The 16,061-nt window shown below is 35.7% G+C and carries 13 protein-coding genes; 6 read left to right on the forward strand and 7 right to left on the reverse strand.

Annotated elements, in window-relative coordinates; all coding sequences use genetic code 11:
• Positions 1 to 257: 257 nt before the first annotated feature.
• Both aroB and ACFINU_RS00900 read right to left on the reverse strand, forming a co-directional pair.
• Complete coding sequence (gene aroB, locus ACFINU_RS00895; RefSeq protein ID WP_375639448.1) at positions 258 to 1,391, reverse strand: 3-dehydroquinate synthase; 1,134 nt, start codon at positions 1,389 to 1,391, stop codon at positions 258 to 260.
• A complete protein-coding gene (locus tag ACFINU_RS00900) occupies positions 1,366 to 1,998 on the reverse strand; it encodes a shikimate kinase (RefSeq protein ID WP_375639547.1) in 633 nt (210 codons plus the stop codon). The genes aroB and ACFINU_RS00900 overlap by 26 nt, the downstream gene beginning before the upstream one ends.
• A 260-nt stretch (positions 1,999 to 2,258) precedes the next feature.
• Between ACFINU_RS00900 and ACFINU_RS00905 the strand changes: the two genes are divergently transcribed.
• The 3 genes from ACFINU_RS00905 (at position 2,259) to ACFINU_RS00915 (ending at position 5,022) form a co-directional block, all read left to right on the forward strand.
• Entirely contained in the window at positions 2,259 to 3,197 is a 939-nt protein-coding gene (locus ACFINU_RS00905; protein ID WP_375617420.1) for a site-specific tyrosine recombinase XerD, read from the forward strand.
• A gap of 78 nt (positions 3,198 to 3,275) precedes the next feature.
• Positions 3,276 to 4,232 (forward strand): acetyl-CoA carboxylase carboxyltransferase subunit alpha, encoded by a 957-nt coding sequence (locus ACFINU_RS00910; RefSeq protein ID WP_375617419.1) that lies wholly within the window; start codon positions 3,276 to 3,278, stop codon positions 4,230 to 4,232.
• A gap of 40 nt (positions 4,233 to 4,272) precedes the next feature.
• The gene (locus ACFINU_RS00915; RefSeq protein ID WP_375633615.1) at positions 4,273 to 5,022 is read left to right on the forward strand and encodes a L,D-transpeptidase family protein; all 750 of its coding nucleotides are present in this window, start codon (positions 4,273 to 4,275) and stop codon (positions 5,020 to 5,022) included.
• A gap of 886 nt (positions 5,023 to 5,908) precedes the next feature.
• Here ACFINU_RS00915 and ACFINU_RS00920 read toward each other — a convergent pair.
• The 3 genes from ACFINU_RS00920 to ACFINU_RS00930 form a co-directional block, all read right to left on the reverse strand.
• Positions 5,909 to 6,970 (reverse strand): CobW family GTP-binding protein, encoded by a 1,062-nt coding sequence (locus ACFINU_RS00920; RefSeq protein WP_375617417.1) that lies wholly within the window; start codon positions 6,968 to 6,970, stop codon positions 5,909 to 5,911.
• Positions 6,971 to 7,376: 406 nt separating this feature from the next.
• Positions 7,377 to 8,474: a D-alanyl-D-alanine carboxypeptidase family protein gene (locus tag ACFINU_RS00925; RefSeq protein WP_375617416.1), complete on the reverse strand. Its 1,098-nt coding sequence runs from the start codon at positions 8,472 to 8,474 to the stop codon at positions 7,377 to 7,379.
• A gap of 692 nt (positions 8,475 to 9,166) precedes the next feature.
• Positions 9,167 to 9,973, reverse strand: a complete 807-nt coding sequence (locus ACFINU_RS00930; protein WP_273790137.1) for a 1-acyl-sn-glycerol-3-phosphate acyltransferase — start codon at positions 9,971 to 9,973, stop codon at positions 9,167 to 9,169.
• A 129-nt stretch (positions 9,974 to 10,102) separates the two neighbouring features.
• On the opposite strand from ACFINU_RS00930, the gene thiD reads away from it, so the two are divergent.
• Complete coding sequence (gene thiD, locus ACFINU_RS00935) at positions 10,103 to 10,957, forward strand: bifunctional hydroxymethylpyrimidine kinase/phosphomethylpyrimidine kinase (protein ID WP_375617415.1); 855 nt, start codon at positions 10,103 to 10,105, stop codon at positions 10,955 to 10,957.
• A gap of 1,833 nt (positions 10,958 to 12,790) precedes the next feature.
• Here the strand turns inward: thiD and ACFINU_RS00940 are convergent.
• A complete protein-coding gene (locus tag ACFINU_RS00940; RefSeq protein ID WP_375617414.1) occupies positions 12,791 to 13,267 on the reverse strand; it encodes a GNAT family N-acetyltransferase in 477 nt (158 codons plus the stop codon).
• An 893-nt stretch (positions 13,268 to 14,160) separates the two neighbouring features.
• Here ACFINU_RS00940 and repC point away from each other — a divergent pair.
• Together repC and ACFINU_RS00950 are read left to right on the forward strand one after the other, a co-directional pair.
• Positions 14,161 to 14,574 (forward strand): replication initiation protein RepC, encoded by a 414-nt coding sequence (gene repC, locus ACFINU_RS00945; protein WP_375667298.1) that lies wholly within the window; start codon positions 14,161 to 14,163, stop codon positions 14,572 to 14,574.
• 27 nt (positions 14,575 to 14,601) lie between these two features.
• The gene (locus ACFINU_RS00950) at positions 14,602 to 15,087 is read left to right on the forward strand and encodes a helix-turn-helix domain-containing protein (protein WP_273724029.1); all 486 of its coding nucleotides are present in this window, start codon (positions 14,602 to 14,604) and stop codon (positions 15,085 to 15,087) included.
• Positions 15,088 to 15,147: 60 nt separating this feature from the next.
• Here the strand turns inward: ACFINU_RS00950 and ACFINU_RS00955 are convergent, their stop codons facing one another.
• On the reverse strand, positions 15,148 to 15,732 hold the full coding sequence (locus ACFINU_RS00955; RefSeq protein ID WP_375667295.1) for a hypothetical protein: 585 nt from the start codon (positions 15,730 to 15,732) through the stop codon (positions 15,148 to 15,150).
• Positions 15,733 to 16,061 lie beyond the last annotated feature (329 nt).

Genomic DNA, 16,061 nt, shown 5'->3' on the forward strand with positions numbered 1-16,061 from the left:
TAAAGCTTTTGCTCTTTAGGTGCTGCCCGTTCAGTCTCTACACCTTTCTCTCATTTGAAAAGAGACTTGGCTCGGGATTGGCATATAGTCGCCCATGAAGCTTTCCCCGAATTTGAGCAGATTCACTTTGAGGATTTCTCCTCAAAGTGCCCAATTTCTTTAGGAATCCTGTGCTCTATCCTACTGAGCTACGCAGACATCATCATATTTAATCTTTAATAGAAGTATAAAAACGAATCAATTATATTCAATATGAATTAACGAATTTCTGTTAATTTTTGTTCCAAAAAGGATAAAACTGCATCTGGTGAAACATTTTTTGCAATAAATGATTGGCCAAGTCCGCGTGTTAAGATGAAAGTCAAATTGTTTTGCGAAACTTTTTTATCTTGGGCAATGAGAGTCATTAAAGTTTCAGCATCTGGTAGACCCCCTGGGATATCCTTTAATTGTGTAGGCAATCCTATAAATTTGAAGTGCGCTTCAATGCGTTGTGTAAGCGTGGGGCTTATTAAATTTAATTGAGCAGAGAATTGATGAGCTAGAATCATCCCAATTGCTACGCTTTCGCCATGGATTAAACGGTTGGAGTCATAAGCGGTTGCTGTTTCAAGCATGTGTCCAAATGTATGGCCAAAATTTAAGAGTGCACGCTCTCCCGTTTCGTACTCATCGCGTGCTACAATGTCAGCTTTAAATTGGCATGAGCGAACAATGGCCTCTGTTCGCATAGGGCCATTAGAGAAAATTTTCTGCCCATTTTTTTCAAGCCACTCAAAAAAGTCAGGTTGGTTAATGAGACCGTATTTTACTATTTCTGCGTAGCCAGCGCGAAATTCGCGCGGCGGCAGGGTATCAAGAAGACACGTATCAGCAATAACGCATTGTGGTTGATAAAAAGCACCGATAAGATTTTTGCCATATTGGCTATTGATTCCAGTTTTTCCACCAACAGAGGAATCAATTTGTGCAAGAAGCGTTGTGGGCATTTGAATGAAGTTCATACCACGGCGGATTATACTTGCCGCAAATCCTGCTAGATCGCCAATGACACCACCGCCAAAAGCAATAACACAGTCGCCTCTTTCTAAACGCGCAGCAAGAATTTGATCGATGACAACTTGCAGGGTTGAAAATGATTTTGATTGTTCTCCCGCTTCTACAATAATAGGGACAGTATGAATTTTATTTTTTGTTAATTCTGCTTGCAATATCTCCAAATGAAGGGAAGCAACATTTGTATCTGTAACAAGCGCCAAGCGCGTTTGATGAGGATCTTTTTTATTAAGAGCATGTTTAATTTGTGAAGCAGCTTGTGTAATCAGACCCGGACCAATGATGATATCGTAACAGTGTTTGTCCAGTTTAACAGTGACGGTTTTGGTTTGCATGCTGGTTATCCCTATTGTTAATTTCTGTGTATAGGTAGTGCTGTACGGATCGTATAACATTTCGTGCTACGGTATGACGGCTTTCTTTATGACTGTTAATTGTTAAGTTTGCCTTTGCATAGATAGGATAACGCTGTTCCATGAGTTTTTGCATGGTTTCTTTAGGATTGGCTGTTTGAAGCAAGGGACGTGTCGGGTGCTTTGAGACACGTTGCATGAGGATATCAAGATCGACTTTTAGCCATATGGATATACCATTTTTGTGAATGGCTTTTCGGATATTTTCATTTATATAGGCACCACCACCTGTTGCTAAAACAAGGGGATTTTTTTTCATGAGGTTTAGAATAACACGCTGTTCAAGAGCACGAAATTCGGATTCACCATAAATTTCAAAGAGTTCCGTAATTGTCATTTGTGCAGCTTTTTCAATTTCTTGGTCAGAATCATAAAAAGGTAAACGGAGCATGGTGGCGACGCGTTTTCCGATCACTGATTTGCCTGCCCCCATAAGACCAACAAGGACAAGTGCTCTTTTATCAAGGGACGATAAGAGCTGATTCTTTATTTGTGTTATGGGGACGCGTTTTGGTCGATTGCTTTTCATAACTTTATTTCGGCATTTATCCATCTTAAAGTCAATTCCTGTTAATCTTTGTGAGGCATAATACGAGATAGAATATTTTTGGGTAGGTTATTGTTTTATGCCAACATTGACTAGATTTTTGATGATTCTTTTCATTTTGCTTTCTGTTCTTTTCATTATAATGGGTGCTCTTGTGGTTTGGGTTGAACCAGTAACTGTGGATATGTACATTGATGTTCCCTTGGATTCATGGAATCTTTCTACGGAAGCGAATCAATGAAATGAAAAGTGGTGCTGTGATAGATCATTTTCTTGAGATGATGAGTGCGGAGAGAGGGGCTTCGTCTCATACGCTTGCGGCTTATCAGCATGATTTGCAGTGGGCACAAGACGAATTGTCTTCACACTCTGTTTCGCTTTTTTCAGCACAAAAAGAAGATTTAATTACCCTTTTGTCGCTTATGCATACTTTTGGTTTTGCGGCATCGTCGCAAGCGCGCCGTTTATCAACTTTGCGTCAGTTTTATCAATTCCTTTATGCTGAAGGGTTGAGAGCAGATGATCCCTCTCATGATATTGATGCACCTCGTCAGAGGCGTCCTTTGCCCAGAATCATGAGTGAAGATGCAGTGATAAAATTGCTTGATTTTGCGGAGTTAGAAGTCAATCAAGCAGACTATGGGTCCAAAGGTTATTTCCGTGCACTGCGTCTTCAGCTATTGATTGAAATGCTTTATGCAACAGGGTTACGTATTAGTGAGTTGGTGAGTCTGCCGGTTCAGTCTGTTCGAAGGAAGGAATACAGCGTTTTGGTTCGTGGTAAGGGCAAAAAAGAACGAATGGTGCTGTTATCAAAAAAAGCATGCCAAGTTCTTTCACAGTGGTTAAACTTGCGTGATCAGGGAAAGGATGCTACGAGTTCTTATCTTTTTCCTGCGCATTCCGAGACAGGATATATTGCTCGTCAAGTCGTTGCACGAGAGTTGAAAAATCTCGCTAGAAGAGCAGGGATAGGAAGTGATAGCTTTTCTCCCCATGTGTTGCGTCATGCTTTTGCTAGTCATCTTTTGCAAAATGGTGCTGATTTGCGTGCCGTTCAACATTTGTTAGGTCATTCTGATATTGCTACCACTCAGATTTATACCCATGTGTTGGAAGAGGGACTTTATCGTTTAGTCAATGAGCATCATCCACTTGCCGATGAGCAAAAGGCTCGTTAAAGAAAAGGTGATGTTTTTGAAAAAGACTTTATAAAGCAAATTATAAGTGTATAAGTGACACTGAATGAGTTGATACAAATGTATAATTATCTTGATTTTGAAAAACCAGTTGCTGATCTTGATGGGAAAATTCTTGAATTAAAAAAAATTTCTCAGGAAAAAGGCAGTCTTGATATGAGTGACGAGATTGCTCGTCTTGAAACGCGTTCCCAAACAGCGTTGCGCGATATTTATAAAAAATTATCGCCGTGGCAAAAAACACAAGTCGCTCGTCATCCGGATCGTCCCCATTTTATGGACTATTCTAAACGCCTATTGAGTGATGTTACGCCTTTGGCCGGAGATCGCAAGTTTGCTGAAGATGAGGCTATTCAAGCGGGGTTTGCACGCTTTAAAGGTGAGGCCATTGCTTATATCGGTCAAGAGAAAGGTCACGATACGCAAACACGTTTGCGCTATAATTTTGGTTCTGCACGTCCAGAAGGCTATCGTAAAGCTGTACGTATTATGGAAATGGCTGACCGCTTTGGTTTGCCACTCCTCACTTTTATTGATACAGCAGGTGCTTATCCTGGGGTAAGCGCTGAAGAACGTGGGCAAGCGGAAGCAATTGCTCAATCAACAGCTACAACTTTGCGTTTGAAAGTTCCTGTGGTTTCCGTTGTTATTGGAGAAGGCGGTTCTGGAGGGGCGATAGCAATCGCGGCTGCCAACAAAGTTTATATGTTGGAGCACGCAATTTACTCTGTTATTTCACCAGAAGGAGCAGCTTCTATCTTATGGCGTGATCCAGCTCGTGCAAAAGATGCTGCAATGAATATGCGTATTACCGCTCAAGATTTGTATCGCTTAAAGATTATTGATGGCATTATTTCGGAACCTTTAGGGGGAGCACATCGTGGCAAAGAGATTGTCATTGATGCAACGGGTGATGTTATTTCAGAGGCTTTAAAAGCTATGGCTGGAAAAGATGGTCAAGTGCTTAAACAAGAGCGAAGGGAAAAATACCTTCAAATTGGTCGATCTCTAACATAGGTTATTTTTTGTGAGGGGTGTTGGATTGGAGTTTTATTCGATGACATTTAGCAGATTCCTCGCTGTGTGTGTGTTGTTTGTAATGGGACTATTGACAGCATGTGAAGGAAGATTACCAGCCTCTATTCGCGCTAAAGTTGAGCAGCCGTTGCCGCAAGAAATCAAAAATAGAATGGTTCTGTATGATATAGATCCCTATGCACCGATTATGATGCGGTTTTTTAAGGAAGAAAATCTTGCTGAAGTTTGGAAGCAATCTCGTTCAGGACCTTTTATCTTGGTTGCTCGCTATGGCATTTGCAAATGGTCTGGTAAGCTTGGACCTAAATATAAAGAAGGGGATCTTCAGACACCAGAGGGTTTTTATACTATTAGCGCAAACCAAATGAATCCTTATTCAAAATATTATCTCTCTTTTAATATAGGATTTCCTAACCTTTATGATCAGGAAAATGGTCGCACAGGAAGCAATCTTATGGTGCATGGTTCTTGCTTTTCCGCAGGTTGTTATTCTATGAGTGATAAGAACATGGCTCAGATTTATGCGTTTGCACGGGATGCTTTTAAAGGAGGACAAAGAGAGTTTCAGTTGCAGGCTTTTCCTTTCCGCATGACCGAGGATAATATGTCACGCCATAGCAAGAATCCTCATTATCAATTCTGGATTATGCTTAAGAAAGGTTATGATTTTTTTGAAAAAAATCGTCAACCTCCAACTGTTGAGGTTTATGGAAAACGTTACGTTTTTAATCGCGATATTGATAAAAATTCAGTTTCTCTAATGCAGTGAGTGGTATTGTATCCTACTGCACCGTAAACACTATCACTTAATAATGGTCATACAGGATATGCAAAAACTTGCACATAAGGTGTTTAAGTGAGTGGTCAATATTTTAAAGCGCAGAGTTTTTTCATAGAGCTTTATGTAAGTAAATTATATGAAGTGGGAAGCCAAGAGGAATTTTCTCAAAGAAGTTGGATTGTTTGCACATCGTTACTGGTATCAATCTTCGTTTTTAGTGAAGAGTAAGTTAATATAAAATATACCTCTCTTTTTATTTCTTTCAAAGAGTTTTATTCTTTTATGCTGTGAAATATTGTCTTGTCGTGCTGTTATATAAGATACATTCACATATTTTAAAATGCGATATTGCCTCTGTCTAATTTTGGTTTTTTTCTTAACAGGGATTTTGATTTCAATTAGCTTGAATAAATATAGAGTTGAGCAGAATATTTTAGAACCAAGAATTTGGCCAATCGATCTGTGAAATGAATCACATGAAGTGGTTTGCAGATGAAGCGCATTTAGAGAGAAAACAATCTATTTGCAGATTGATGGGTATTAAATTTTGTATCATAACAATTTGATTTATAATGATAATTTAGTTTTTTAAGTCAAATTAGAACCCTGAATACCGTAAGCTTCTCTCATTTCAAAGCCGTTCCATGTTGAATAAATTAAAACCATTTGCTTGCACGTTACAAGCGGGGATAGCCGCGTGGGTGAAACTGTGCAAGAAAGACTAAAATGCTTTTTACAAACCGTCTCAAGTACCAAGAGCTGTTTCAACATTGGGAATTAGCAAAGTGTGTAATGGTGCCGGTTTGCTCCTTTAAAAGCATAAAGATGGTGGTGCTAATGAATTTAATGTTATATCATTGAAGGGGAGAAAAAATTAAAATTTTATTCCTGGAATGACCAGGGGATTTTCTAAGAGAGCTGTTTTGTCTGCAGTATCTATTGCTGGTTTATTAAAAAAAGCATTGAGGAGCTTTTGTATTGCGTCTTTTTCAACACCATCGGCAATGATGACGAAACGTGTTTGTTTTATTCCTTTTGGCCATGCTGGTAATCTTATGGGAGGATGAAAAAATGTTTGTACGCCATGTAATACAAGTGGGCGATAAGGGTCATCACGTAATGCGATAATTGCTTTAATACGTAATAATTTTGTACCATAACGCTCTTGTAGGAGATCTAAAAAAGCCTCAATTGTGGCGTAATCAACAGGACCCTCACAGTTTAGTGAAAAGGTACGAATGGTTTTATGGGGGCTATGATCATGTGGGGTAGTCGTAAGATTTTGTTTAAGTTTTGTATTTTCTACTTTTTCATCCCATAATGTGTTATTTATTAATAGATTTGAACAGAAATCTTTAGAATGGGCGTCAATGATTTGTGCTGTAGGATTCATTGTTTTAAGTGTGCTAAGGAGTGCATCTGAAAGCGTTTGTGGGTTTCTAAGATCTGTTTTGGTGAGAATGATTTTATCAGCAAATATTAATTGTTTATATATTTCAGGATAGCGCTCACATATGGAAAGTGGGCTTAATGTATCAAATGTTGCAAGAACAGCATTTATGGACAATGTTTGAATAAACAATGGGTGGCTTAAAAGTATTTGTAAAATAGGGGCGGGATCAGCCATCCCTGTGGTTTCAATGATAATATGATGGAGTTGTTTGATCTGTCCTGTCTGAACGCGATTTATTAAATCAATTAATGTGTCGATGAGATCACTGCGTAAATTGCAGCATAAGCAACCATTGGCAAGCTCAATAATTCCTTCTGTTGTTTTTTCAACCAGAAGGTGGTCAATACTGATTTCGCCGAATTCATTGATGATAACAGCACATTCTGTTAGAAGAGGGTCTTGTAGCATACGGTTGAGCAAAGTTGTTTTGCCAGAGCCTAAAAAACCCGTAATAAGCGTGAGAGGGATGCGCTTTATTTTCATGTTAATCATCAATCATAGTTTTGTTTTTAAAAAATATATCTCAGTATGTCTAACCAATTTATAATGATGTCCGTGAGGGATGTAATGGTTAATCCCTCATGAGATCCATTGTACCACTATCTTTACGCTTATAAAGGTAGGTGCACGTGGGTATATTATACACTTTTTAGCATCAATGTTATGATAATTCTTGGTTCTTGAAAGGACTTATAGGAAGGATTTTTATTCCTTGTTTTAATTATTTTATCTACATGTTCATCCACCTTGTGGCGCGCAAGAGACTGGTTTTATTGATTCAACAAATACAGATTTGAAATGAGAGAATCTTACAATACTTGTGGTTTTGACATAAGGTACAAAATAATTAATTATCATTATAAATCAAAGTATTATAATTAATTGTAGATTATGATCTATGGCTTTTTATAGAATGGTTTGCGTGCCTTTTATACGGAATATAGGGTTTTCTTAGTGGTTTTACTGTCATTTTAGGTGTTTGTGGCGTACGAATGAGGTGTACTGATAAAGGATGAGAAAAAGAAGGTGGAGCAGTGATAAAAGGTGAGGTGAGAATAATATTTCCTTGATCATCATATGATTTTGCATGCATTTTTATGGCTTCAGGTGTGCATGTTTGTTGTCTCATATTGTTGGCTTTTGTTATGTTGCTCCCATAAGGTTTTAATGTTGCTAGTGTTAATTGGGGGGTTCCTTGGTGCAAAAATCCTATTTCAAGAAGTTGTGCAGCTTTTTCTTCTCTTTCACTTATGTTGTTAGCACCTAGAATGACAGCAATAATTGTACGTTTATTGCGGGTGGCTGAAGCAACAAGATTAAAACCAGAGGCACAAATAAAGCCTGTTTTCATACCGTCTATCCCATAAAAACGGCCAATGAGGTTGTTTGAGTTATGTTGGATTTTTCGATTATTACCAAAATCAATGGCTGGAATAGAAAAATAATGAGCATATTGTGGAAATTCTCTACGTATTTGAACGGCTAAAAGAGCAATATCGCGTGCCGTGGAATAGTTTTGAGGATCTGGTAAACCACTTGCGTTCGCAAAATGGGTGCCAAACATGCCTAAACGTTTAGCTTCGCTATTCATTTTATGTACAAAATCTTTCTGTGAACCCGCAACAGCTTCACTCATGGCAATGGCTAAATCATTGGTAGATTTAACCATGGTGATACTTAAGGCTGTATCAAGTGTGAGTACAGAACCAGCTTTATAGCCTGAACGATATGAGGGAGCTTTTGCGGCGTATTCGCTGATGGTGATATGTTTGTTTGGTGAAACTTCTCCTCGGCTCATGGCACGAAAAATAACATAAGCGGTCATTAATTTTGTCAAGGAAGCAGGATACCAACGCTCAAAAGCTTGATTATGTTTTAAGATACGCCTCGTTGTAACATCAACAGAAATAAAAGGCTGCGCTAAAGCAACAGCGCTGGATAAACTCAAAATCACAGAAAAAAATAAATTATAGAAGAGACGTTGCATTAATTTAAATCTAGTTCCCTCTTATTCGTTATTTAGAATTGTTTTAATGTAGCACACAAAGCTTTTAAGTCTAGGATAGGGAGGAAAGATGGTTAATTGCTGTATCCGTTGTGTCTGTGGGATAAAAACCAACACTCATTTTTATTTTCCCCTTGAATTTGGTTTGATGACTTAAGTATCTCAAGAAATACTTTTTAAATAATGAAGATTGTACAAGATTTCATGTTCTTGGAGGGATTGAATTTCTCAGAAAGGAATGAATCTGCATAATCATGCATTTTTCTTGCTCTCCTGTTAGGATAGCCCTTGGCACTTGAGACGGTTCGTAAAAAGCATTTTAATCTTTTCTTGTATCGTTTTATTCACACAGATATCCCCGCTTGTAATGTGTAAGAAAATGATTCTAATTGATTCAACCTAGAATAGATTTGAAATGAGAGAATCTTACGGTATTCAGGGTTCTCATTCAAGTTGAATAACGCTAAAACATCCTTATAAGTCAATGAGATGTATGTTATTTAAATGATTTTAAAGAGAGGAAGAATTCTTTTTCAAAAAAATTTACACATTGATTATTTCTTATCATGTACATGTGTTTTATAATTTTGAATTAGAAAGTTTGAAGTATCTTTCTTATATTTTTGTTCCCTATACTCCGCTCAATATACAAAGTTATGCATTATTCTTATCAATTAGTGCATTGTTTCATGATGATTTAGTTTTTGAAGTTTCTGAACAGCGTATGGTGGCATAGGAGGAGGGGTAGGATCTTGAGCTGCTAAGAGAAGCAGTTCATCACACGCTTTTTCAGTTTTTTGGACAAGTTGATCTAGAAAATCACGTTTGCTTAAACCCGCTTCTATCGGGGGAAGAATACGGACACGAATTGTTCCGGGATAGCGGCGAAAATTATTGCGTGGCCAATATAAACCCGCATTGTGTGCAATAGGGACAACTTGAAGTCCTAATTCATTATAGAGCGCGACAATTCCTGACTTATAATCTGGTTCTTGACCGGGTTGTCGGCGTGTTCCTTCGGGAAAAATCAAGATTTGGCGCCCTTGTTTTACTTTCTCTTTTGCTTTTTGTATAATCATTTTTAAAGCTTTGATGGGTGTTGTGCGGTTAATGGGGATAATTTGCGTTTTTGCCATATACCAGCCAAACAATGGAATCCACATCAATTCACGTTTTAAAATGAGAGTGGGATCATCAAAATAAGGAACAAGACTGAAAGTTTCCCAAGCTGATTGATGCTTTGGAGCAATGATATAGGGGCCTTTGGGAAGATTTTCTAAACCTTCAATCTCATAACTTGTGCCTGCGATGTATTTTTGCAAAAAGAGTGTAACGCGTGCCCATGTTTTAGGGACAATCCATGCCTTTTTGCGGGGCATTAAAAAATAAACGGGAGCGTAAAGAATCATTTGTATGAAAGTTGTTGTATAAAAAGCGAACGTAAAAAGAATAGAACGAAGGATAAGCACTACATTTTCCATTTTATATCTATAAGAAGACTTCATATATAATATAATTCACATGAGAAAACATCTTCTTTATGTTTTCTCAAGCATCTATTTTTTCGGTAACTCATTTTCCGATATTTAAAAACAGAAGGAAAGAGGTTAATGGAATTACAAAAAGATAAACTTTTTATTCCACGGATTTTATCTATTGCGGGAACAGATCCTTCTGGTGGCGCTGGAATGCAGGCGGATTTGAAGGTTTTTTCAGCTATGAAAACTTATGGTATGAGTGTGGTTACAGCTGTTGTTGCACAAAATACTCAGGGTGTGCGTTCTTTTCAGGCATTAGATGCTTCTTTTGTTGCAGATCAAATTGATTCTGTTTTTGAGGATATCCATGTTGATGCCGTTAAAATTGGTATGGTTGCAAATGCTCAGATTGCACAGGTTATTGCAGAACGTCTTGCTTATCATAAAGTGCGTTTCATTGTTTTTGATCCGGTTATGGTTGCAAAAAGTGGTGATGTTCTTTTAAAGTCTGATGCAATTGAAATTATGCGTGATGTTCTTGTGCCGATGTCAACTTTGATCACGCCAAATTTGCCTGAAGCTGCACTGTTATTGGGGGGTGAAGTGCAATGGTCTTTAGAGACTATGTATCAATATGCTCCACGACTCTTGGCGCTAGGGTGTCATGCAGTTTTGTTAAAAGGGGGACATTTGAATACGCTTACCAAAAATAGCACAGAAAATTACGATTGTTCTAGTCCAGATCTTTATTGTGATTGTGAAAACCTTTTTATACTTGAAGCTTCTCGTCTTTCAACCACTCATGATCATGGGACAGGGTGTACCATTTCTGCTGCCATTGCAGCTCTGTTACCTACTCAACCTTTGGATTGCGCTGTTAAACAAGCAAAAGATTATTTGCATGGCGCTTTAACTGCTTCAGATGCTTTAAAAGTAGGGAAAGGGCGAGGGCCGCTTCATCATTTTTATGCATTATGGAAAGATTAATACAACGATTGATTGTGAAAAATCTTCACTCTATGAATTTGTTTCGTCATTATATGATGTTTTGGACTTATGACTGATAAGTGTTAGCGCATTGTAGCTTAACAGTTATTTTGTATTAAGAAGGATAAGAAAAAATGTTATAATTTGCTTCTTTTATATATTTTTTACGATTAATCTATCCTGTTTCAGAGGCAATTTTGAGTATAAAAAAGAGAGCAAGGAATTGTAAAATCAGGATTTGATAGCAAAAAGAGTAGAGGGAAAGACCTTTTACAAGGCGATATTAAAGCTGGCGGATCCCGCTATATTCGCTGTTTCTTATATTGGTGGCAAAACAGGGTGAGCCAAAATCGTCATCAAAATTATTATATATCTAACATTTACATAGTTTTTGTCAGCATGGATAGGGTTTTCTAAATAGAAATTGATACTTCCTGATGGAATTATTAATGATCTTTCAGGTGATGTGGTAAATTTTTTTCCGATATTACAACCTCATTATCCTTTTTTATGGAACTGCTTTATGGAATTATTGGCGTTTCATATGAGTAGCCATTCGGAGTTTCAATAGACCTGTAGCGTATGGTTTAATCTTTTCAAAATTGAATTTTTATTCTGTTGTTTAGCAGATGTTACCATTAAACATTTAAAATAGTCTGATTTTATTGTGCACTATGACGGTTTCAACACCTTATGTTACCTTATCTTGATTTGAAGTTATGTTCCTTATGTAAAATAGAATGCACTTATATTGTTAATTCACATGTCTATTTTAAAGAGATTTCTCTCAAAGTGTGTCACATCCATTTTATAATAACGTTCGTGAATGGTCTAAAGCCTCTATGAAGTGTATAAAGCTATTATGCTTCCCATTTTTACCTTTTCAAGGTGAAAGGGGTACCTCCCTATACTATTTTAGCTCCCAATGTTGCGATAATCTTTGGTATTTCAGAGCGTTCAGAAGAAGAGTTTTTATTCCTTTCTTCAAGTGAATTTTATTGATGCCTCAATTTTTCCTGTTATGCGTGAGCAGATGATTGTGAGTGATTTTAATGTATAGAGATTTGAAATGAGATAATCCTATGATATTTGAGACGCTTGCTCAATATAAATAATGATAAATTATCTTTATAAATCAAGTTATTAATTTATTTTTGTGTTGAAGATTATTCTGGATAAGAATTTGTTCAAGAAAGAGGATTATCAAATAATGTCCACGCTGTTTGCACAAGTACAAGGGGAAAATTTCTTTTGTCATTTCAAATGATGTGCCAGAAATTCCAAAAACTTAATTTACTCTAAATAATAGGTGAAAACAGTTTATTTCGTTTGAAAATAATTACAATTAGCGTGAGGGATTTTTCATCATCAACTGTGACATAGAAAAAGAAACAATACACATAAAGGACCTTTAAATGATCTTTGAAAGATTTTTTAAGCTCCTTTGGTTATTTTATAAAGCGAAAATTTTTTCTATTAATTAACTAACAGACTAACCATCTAACAAATTATGATGCAACTGTCGTTTTAAATGTTTGCTTTCGAGCTCTTCATAAATATCAGTAACAGACAGTAGATTATCGATCATATAAAAAATTACATTTGTTCAACTTAGATTTGTGATAGATATCTTTATTTAAGACAAAGTAAAAATGAGAAAATTTGAGTGAGCCATTTGAAACAATTATGTTTGTAAAACTGATTTTAGCTTTTCACTATCAGTATTAAAGGCGATTGGCCAAGCTTCCTTGGTTATATCGATTGCTTGATCATATTTGAGTTCTGCTGAAAATAATAAATTCTTTTAATTGATGAGCAAAAAAGAATTCAGAGCTAAACCACTATGTGTTTATTGGAATAAATTTTAAATTCACCAAAGTTTGTAAAGCCCAATTTTTTATAAATGCTAATTCCCTCGTGAGAGGCTTGCATACCAATAACATGACATCTCTTTCTTTTTAAATGCTCAATAGCAATTTTTGTCATGAATGTCCCAATACCTTTTTTCTGAAAATCTGGCTTGGTGACAATATCATACAATCCACCAATCCCATCCGCTTTAATACAAAAACATATTGCTATAGGATTGTTATTTATATAACCAACGAACATCTCTACATCAGAGTCTTTTTTATAACAACGGCCTATTGTTTCATAAAATATAACTGCTTCTTCATTAAAAGGCTCGAAGACTGATGCCATAACATTTCCATAATCTCTAAAATCTTGAAGTGATTCAACTTCCTTGATTTTGAAGCTATCTGGCATAAAAGTAACATGTGAGTCTATATCTTGCGCTAAAGCTGCCATTCCTACCTCTGTTTCAACATGCTCTAAGCCAATAGATAAGAGAACTTCATCAACTTTATAATGAGATGAATGAGGTCCAACCCACTAAACTAAAGGTAGTTTCTGCGCATTAAAGGAAGCGATTATAGATTTTGCCTGCTCTACAGGTATAGTTTCTTGTAAATTTTAGAAGAGATAATATTGAATGTATCTGAAGCGAATGTTGAATTAATAGAAGACACGCCATTTGAAAAATCAACAACCTTCATTTTAGGGCACAATTTTGGTAAAAAACGTACTTTTGAACAAAAATTATTCTCTAATGATAAGTCAATTTTTGATTTGTTTAACATTTGTTTTTCTTGTCATTGCTCATCATTTCTAATTAATCTTTTATACGGGGGCTGTAAAAATCCGTCTAAGTTAAAAATTATTATCTTAGATCTAAGCCCCCAATCCAATAGATGCTTCATAAGAAATTACGAATCTTAGAAAAACTTTGAAAAAAAATAAATTGATACAAAACCTAGTGGCAAAATATACAAAACCCGTTGGCAAGCTACACCCGTTGGCAAGCTACATACACAGCTACAATGTAGTTTGACACTAGGTTTTGTACTAAGTGGGAAAAGGTGGGATTAGGTAGGAATACGTGATAATTCGTTGTTTTTATGTATAAAATTTAGCATTAAAAGCGCGTTTTGTCAAAATAGATTTTGACACCTAAAATTGTAAAAAAGAGCGAAAAATAGTAAAAATTAGAAAAAAGAGCGTTTCAAAGGTAAAAATGAGAGAAGGCTTTGAAAGGTCTGTGAAAACCCTGTGAAAAATTTTGAAAAGTCTGTGAAAGCCCAGAAAACCGCCTTTGAAGACCCTGTGAAAAAAAATGAATTGGTACAAAACCTAGTGGCAAAATATACAAAACCCGCTGGCAAGCTACATTCCAAACAGAAAGCGATTTGGTACATTCTATGTATCCTATGTACAGAATGATTAAAGTTTCAGAACATGCCGCTGAACAAGCTACAAAAATTATGGGATTTAAAAAAACAGCTCTGGCTATTGCTATCATTTTTGAAAAATATGCTAGAGGACTTGTAAAATCACCAGGTGGATATCTGCGCGGCATGATTGATAAAGAAACTCGAGGAGAATTATACCTAGAACGGTCACTCTATGCTTTGCTGAAGCAAGCTGATCAAGAAGAAATAAATAGTTTAAACTTAGAAAAAAATCAGAAAATAAAGCTAAACGAAGAAAAAAGCTCTTTGTTTGAGTTTGAACTCAATAAAACGTTAAAAGATCTAACAATGTCAAAATTTGCATAAAAAATCTTATTAAAGTGAAAAAAATAAATGGATAAAACAAAGAAAATAATAGGGCGACGGTTAACTGCACAACATCTAGAATATCAGAAAATAGCAGAGAATGTTGAATATAAAACAGTAAGCCGCGATAGACTATATAGATTAGCTTCTAAATTACCCATGATTGATTTAATTTCTGATTCAGAAGCTGTTATTCTTACCAACTTATTAGCAATAATACCTGATAAAGAATTTAAAAAAGGTGGATTTCCTATCACTCTTAGAACAAATCAAGAAATTAGTTTTGGCTCTCTTAGTCCAGGTCGTATTAGTACAATTCTCTCGCGTTTGTATGATTGCGGATTGATTGTCATATGGGATTTTGGATATTATGGTCGCCGAAATATAGATGACATAGATTACTACGAACGCTATACTGCAACAATTAGAGCGATTGATTTACGTATTTTTATCATTCGGTACTATGAACTTAAGAAAAAAGTAGATAAAAAATTAAAACGTATTGCATACTAATATGGCATATTTTCAGTGTACTATACTAATATTGTGAGTTTGAAAATTACCTATCCAATATTATGAAAAATCTATATCGATAGCTTTTGCTTGCATTTGTTCGTAAAGTCTTTGAATTACTTTCATATTATCTTTTCGTGCTTCGTTGATTGATAATTCAATTGAGGTTGAAATGTATAATCCTGTATCTTCTAGCCATTTATAATGCCATACCATTGCTTTACGCCCCTCATCATAAGGCAATCCACCTTTTCGGTTTTTGGGTAAGCTGTGTGTTTTATTTATAAATTGGTATTGTACAGGATCACTAACAAGAGCTATATGGTTTTCAATGACATCTATATAAGCTAAAGCATTCTTAAAACTTTTTATCATCGTTTTGCTGTTACCGTACCGGATAAAATCATTTTCTGTTAAAGAGCGCTCACTACTGATGAGTAACGATATATCACCATTTTGTCCAATATCACGAAGATAATTGTACAAATCACTTCGCACATCATGTATTTTTTTTGCCTCCAATGTATTACTAAATTCTTGCTCATATTTACGTTGTTGGTCGAAAAAATATTCTAATTTATTTTGATATTTTTCATGTTTACTATCATTTGTATAGATTTTTGCCATTTCTTCTTCTTTGTCCATAGAGAAAGCTTTTTTAATGAGATGTCTTCCTATGCTAACTTGGAAAATGAATCTGGACAATAGGCAAAAACTATTTGTTTATGTTATAAAAAGTGTTTTTAAAATAAGGTAATTGGAGTTTTTAAATTTACATAAATAATAATTTATATACGAAATAAATATTTTAATTATTTATCTTTAGTGCCATTAATCTTCATTTTTTAAAGATGTAAAGGAGTTCGAAAATAGTAAAAATTTTTGATTTTGAAAAAGGAGAAAGAGATAAATGATCAACTTATCCTAGCGGGGATAACTTTTTAGAACCTCTTCCTCCAAAAAAAGATATATAC

Origin of the sequence: Bartonella sp. AC130YNZD (genome assembly GCF_042196865.1) — a bacterium.
Classification (GTDB): Bacteria; Pseudomonadota; Alphaproteobacteria; order Rhizobiales; family Rhizobiaceae; genus Bartonella.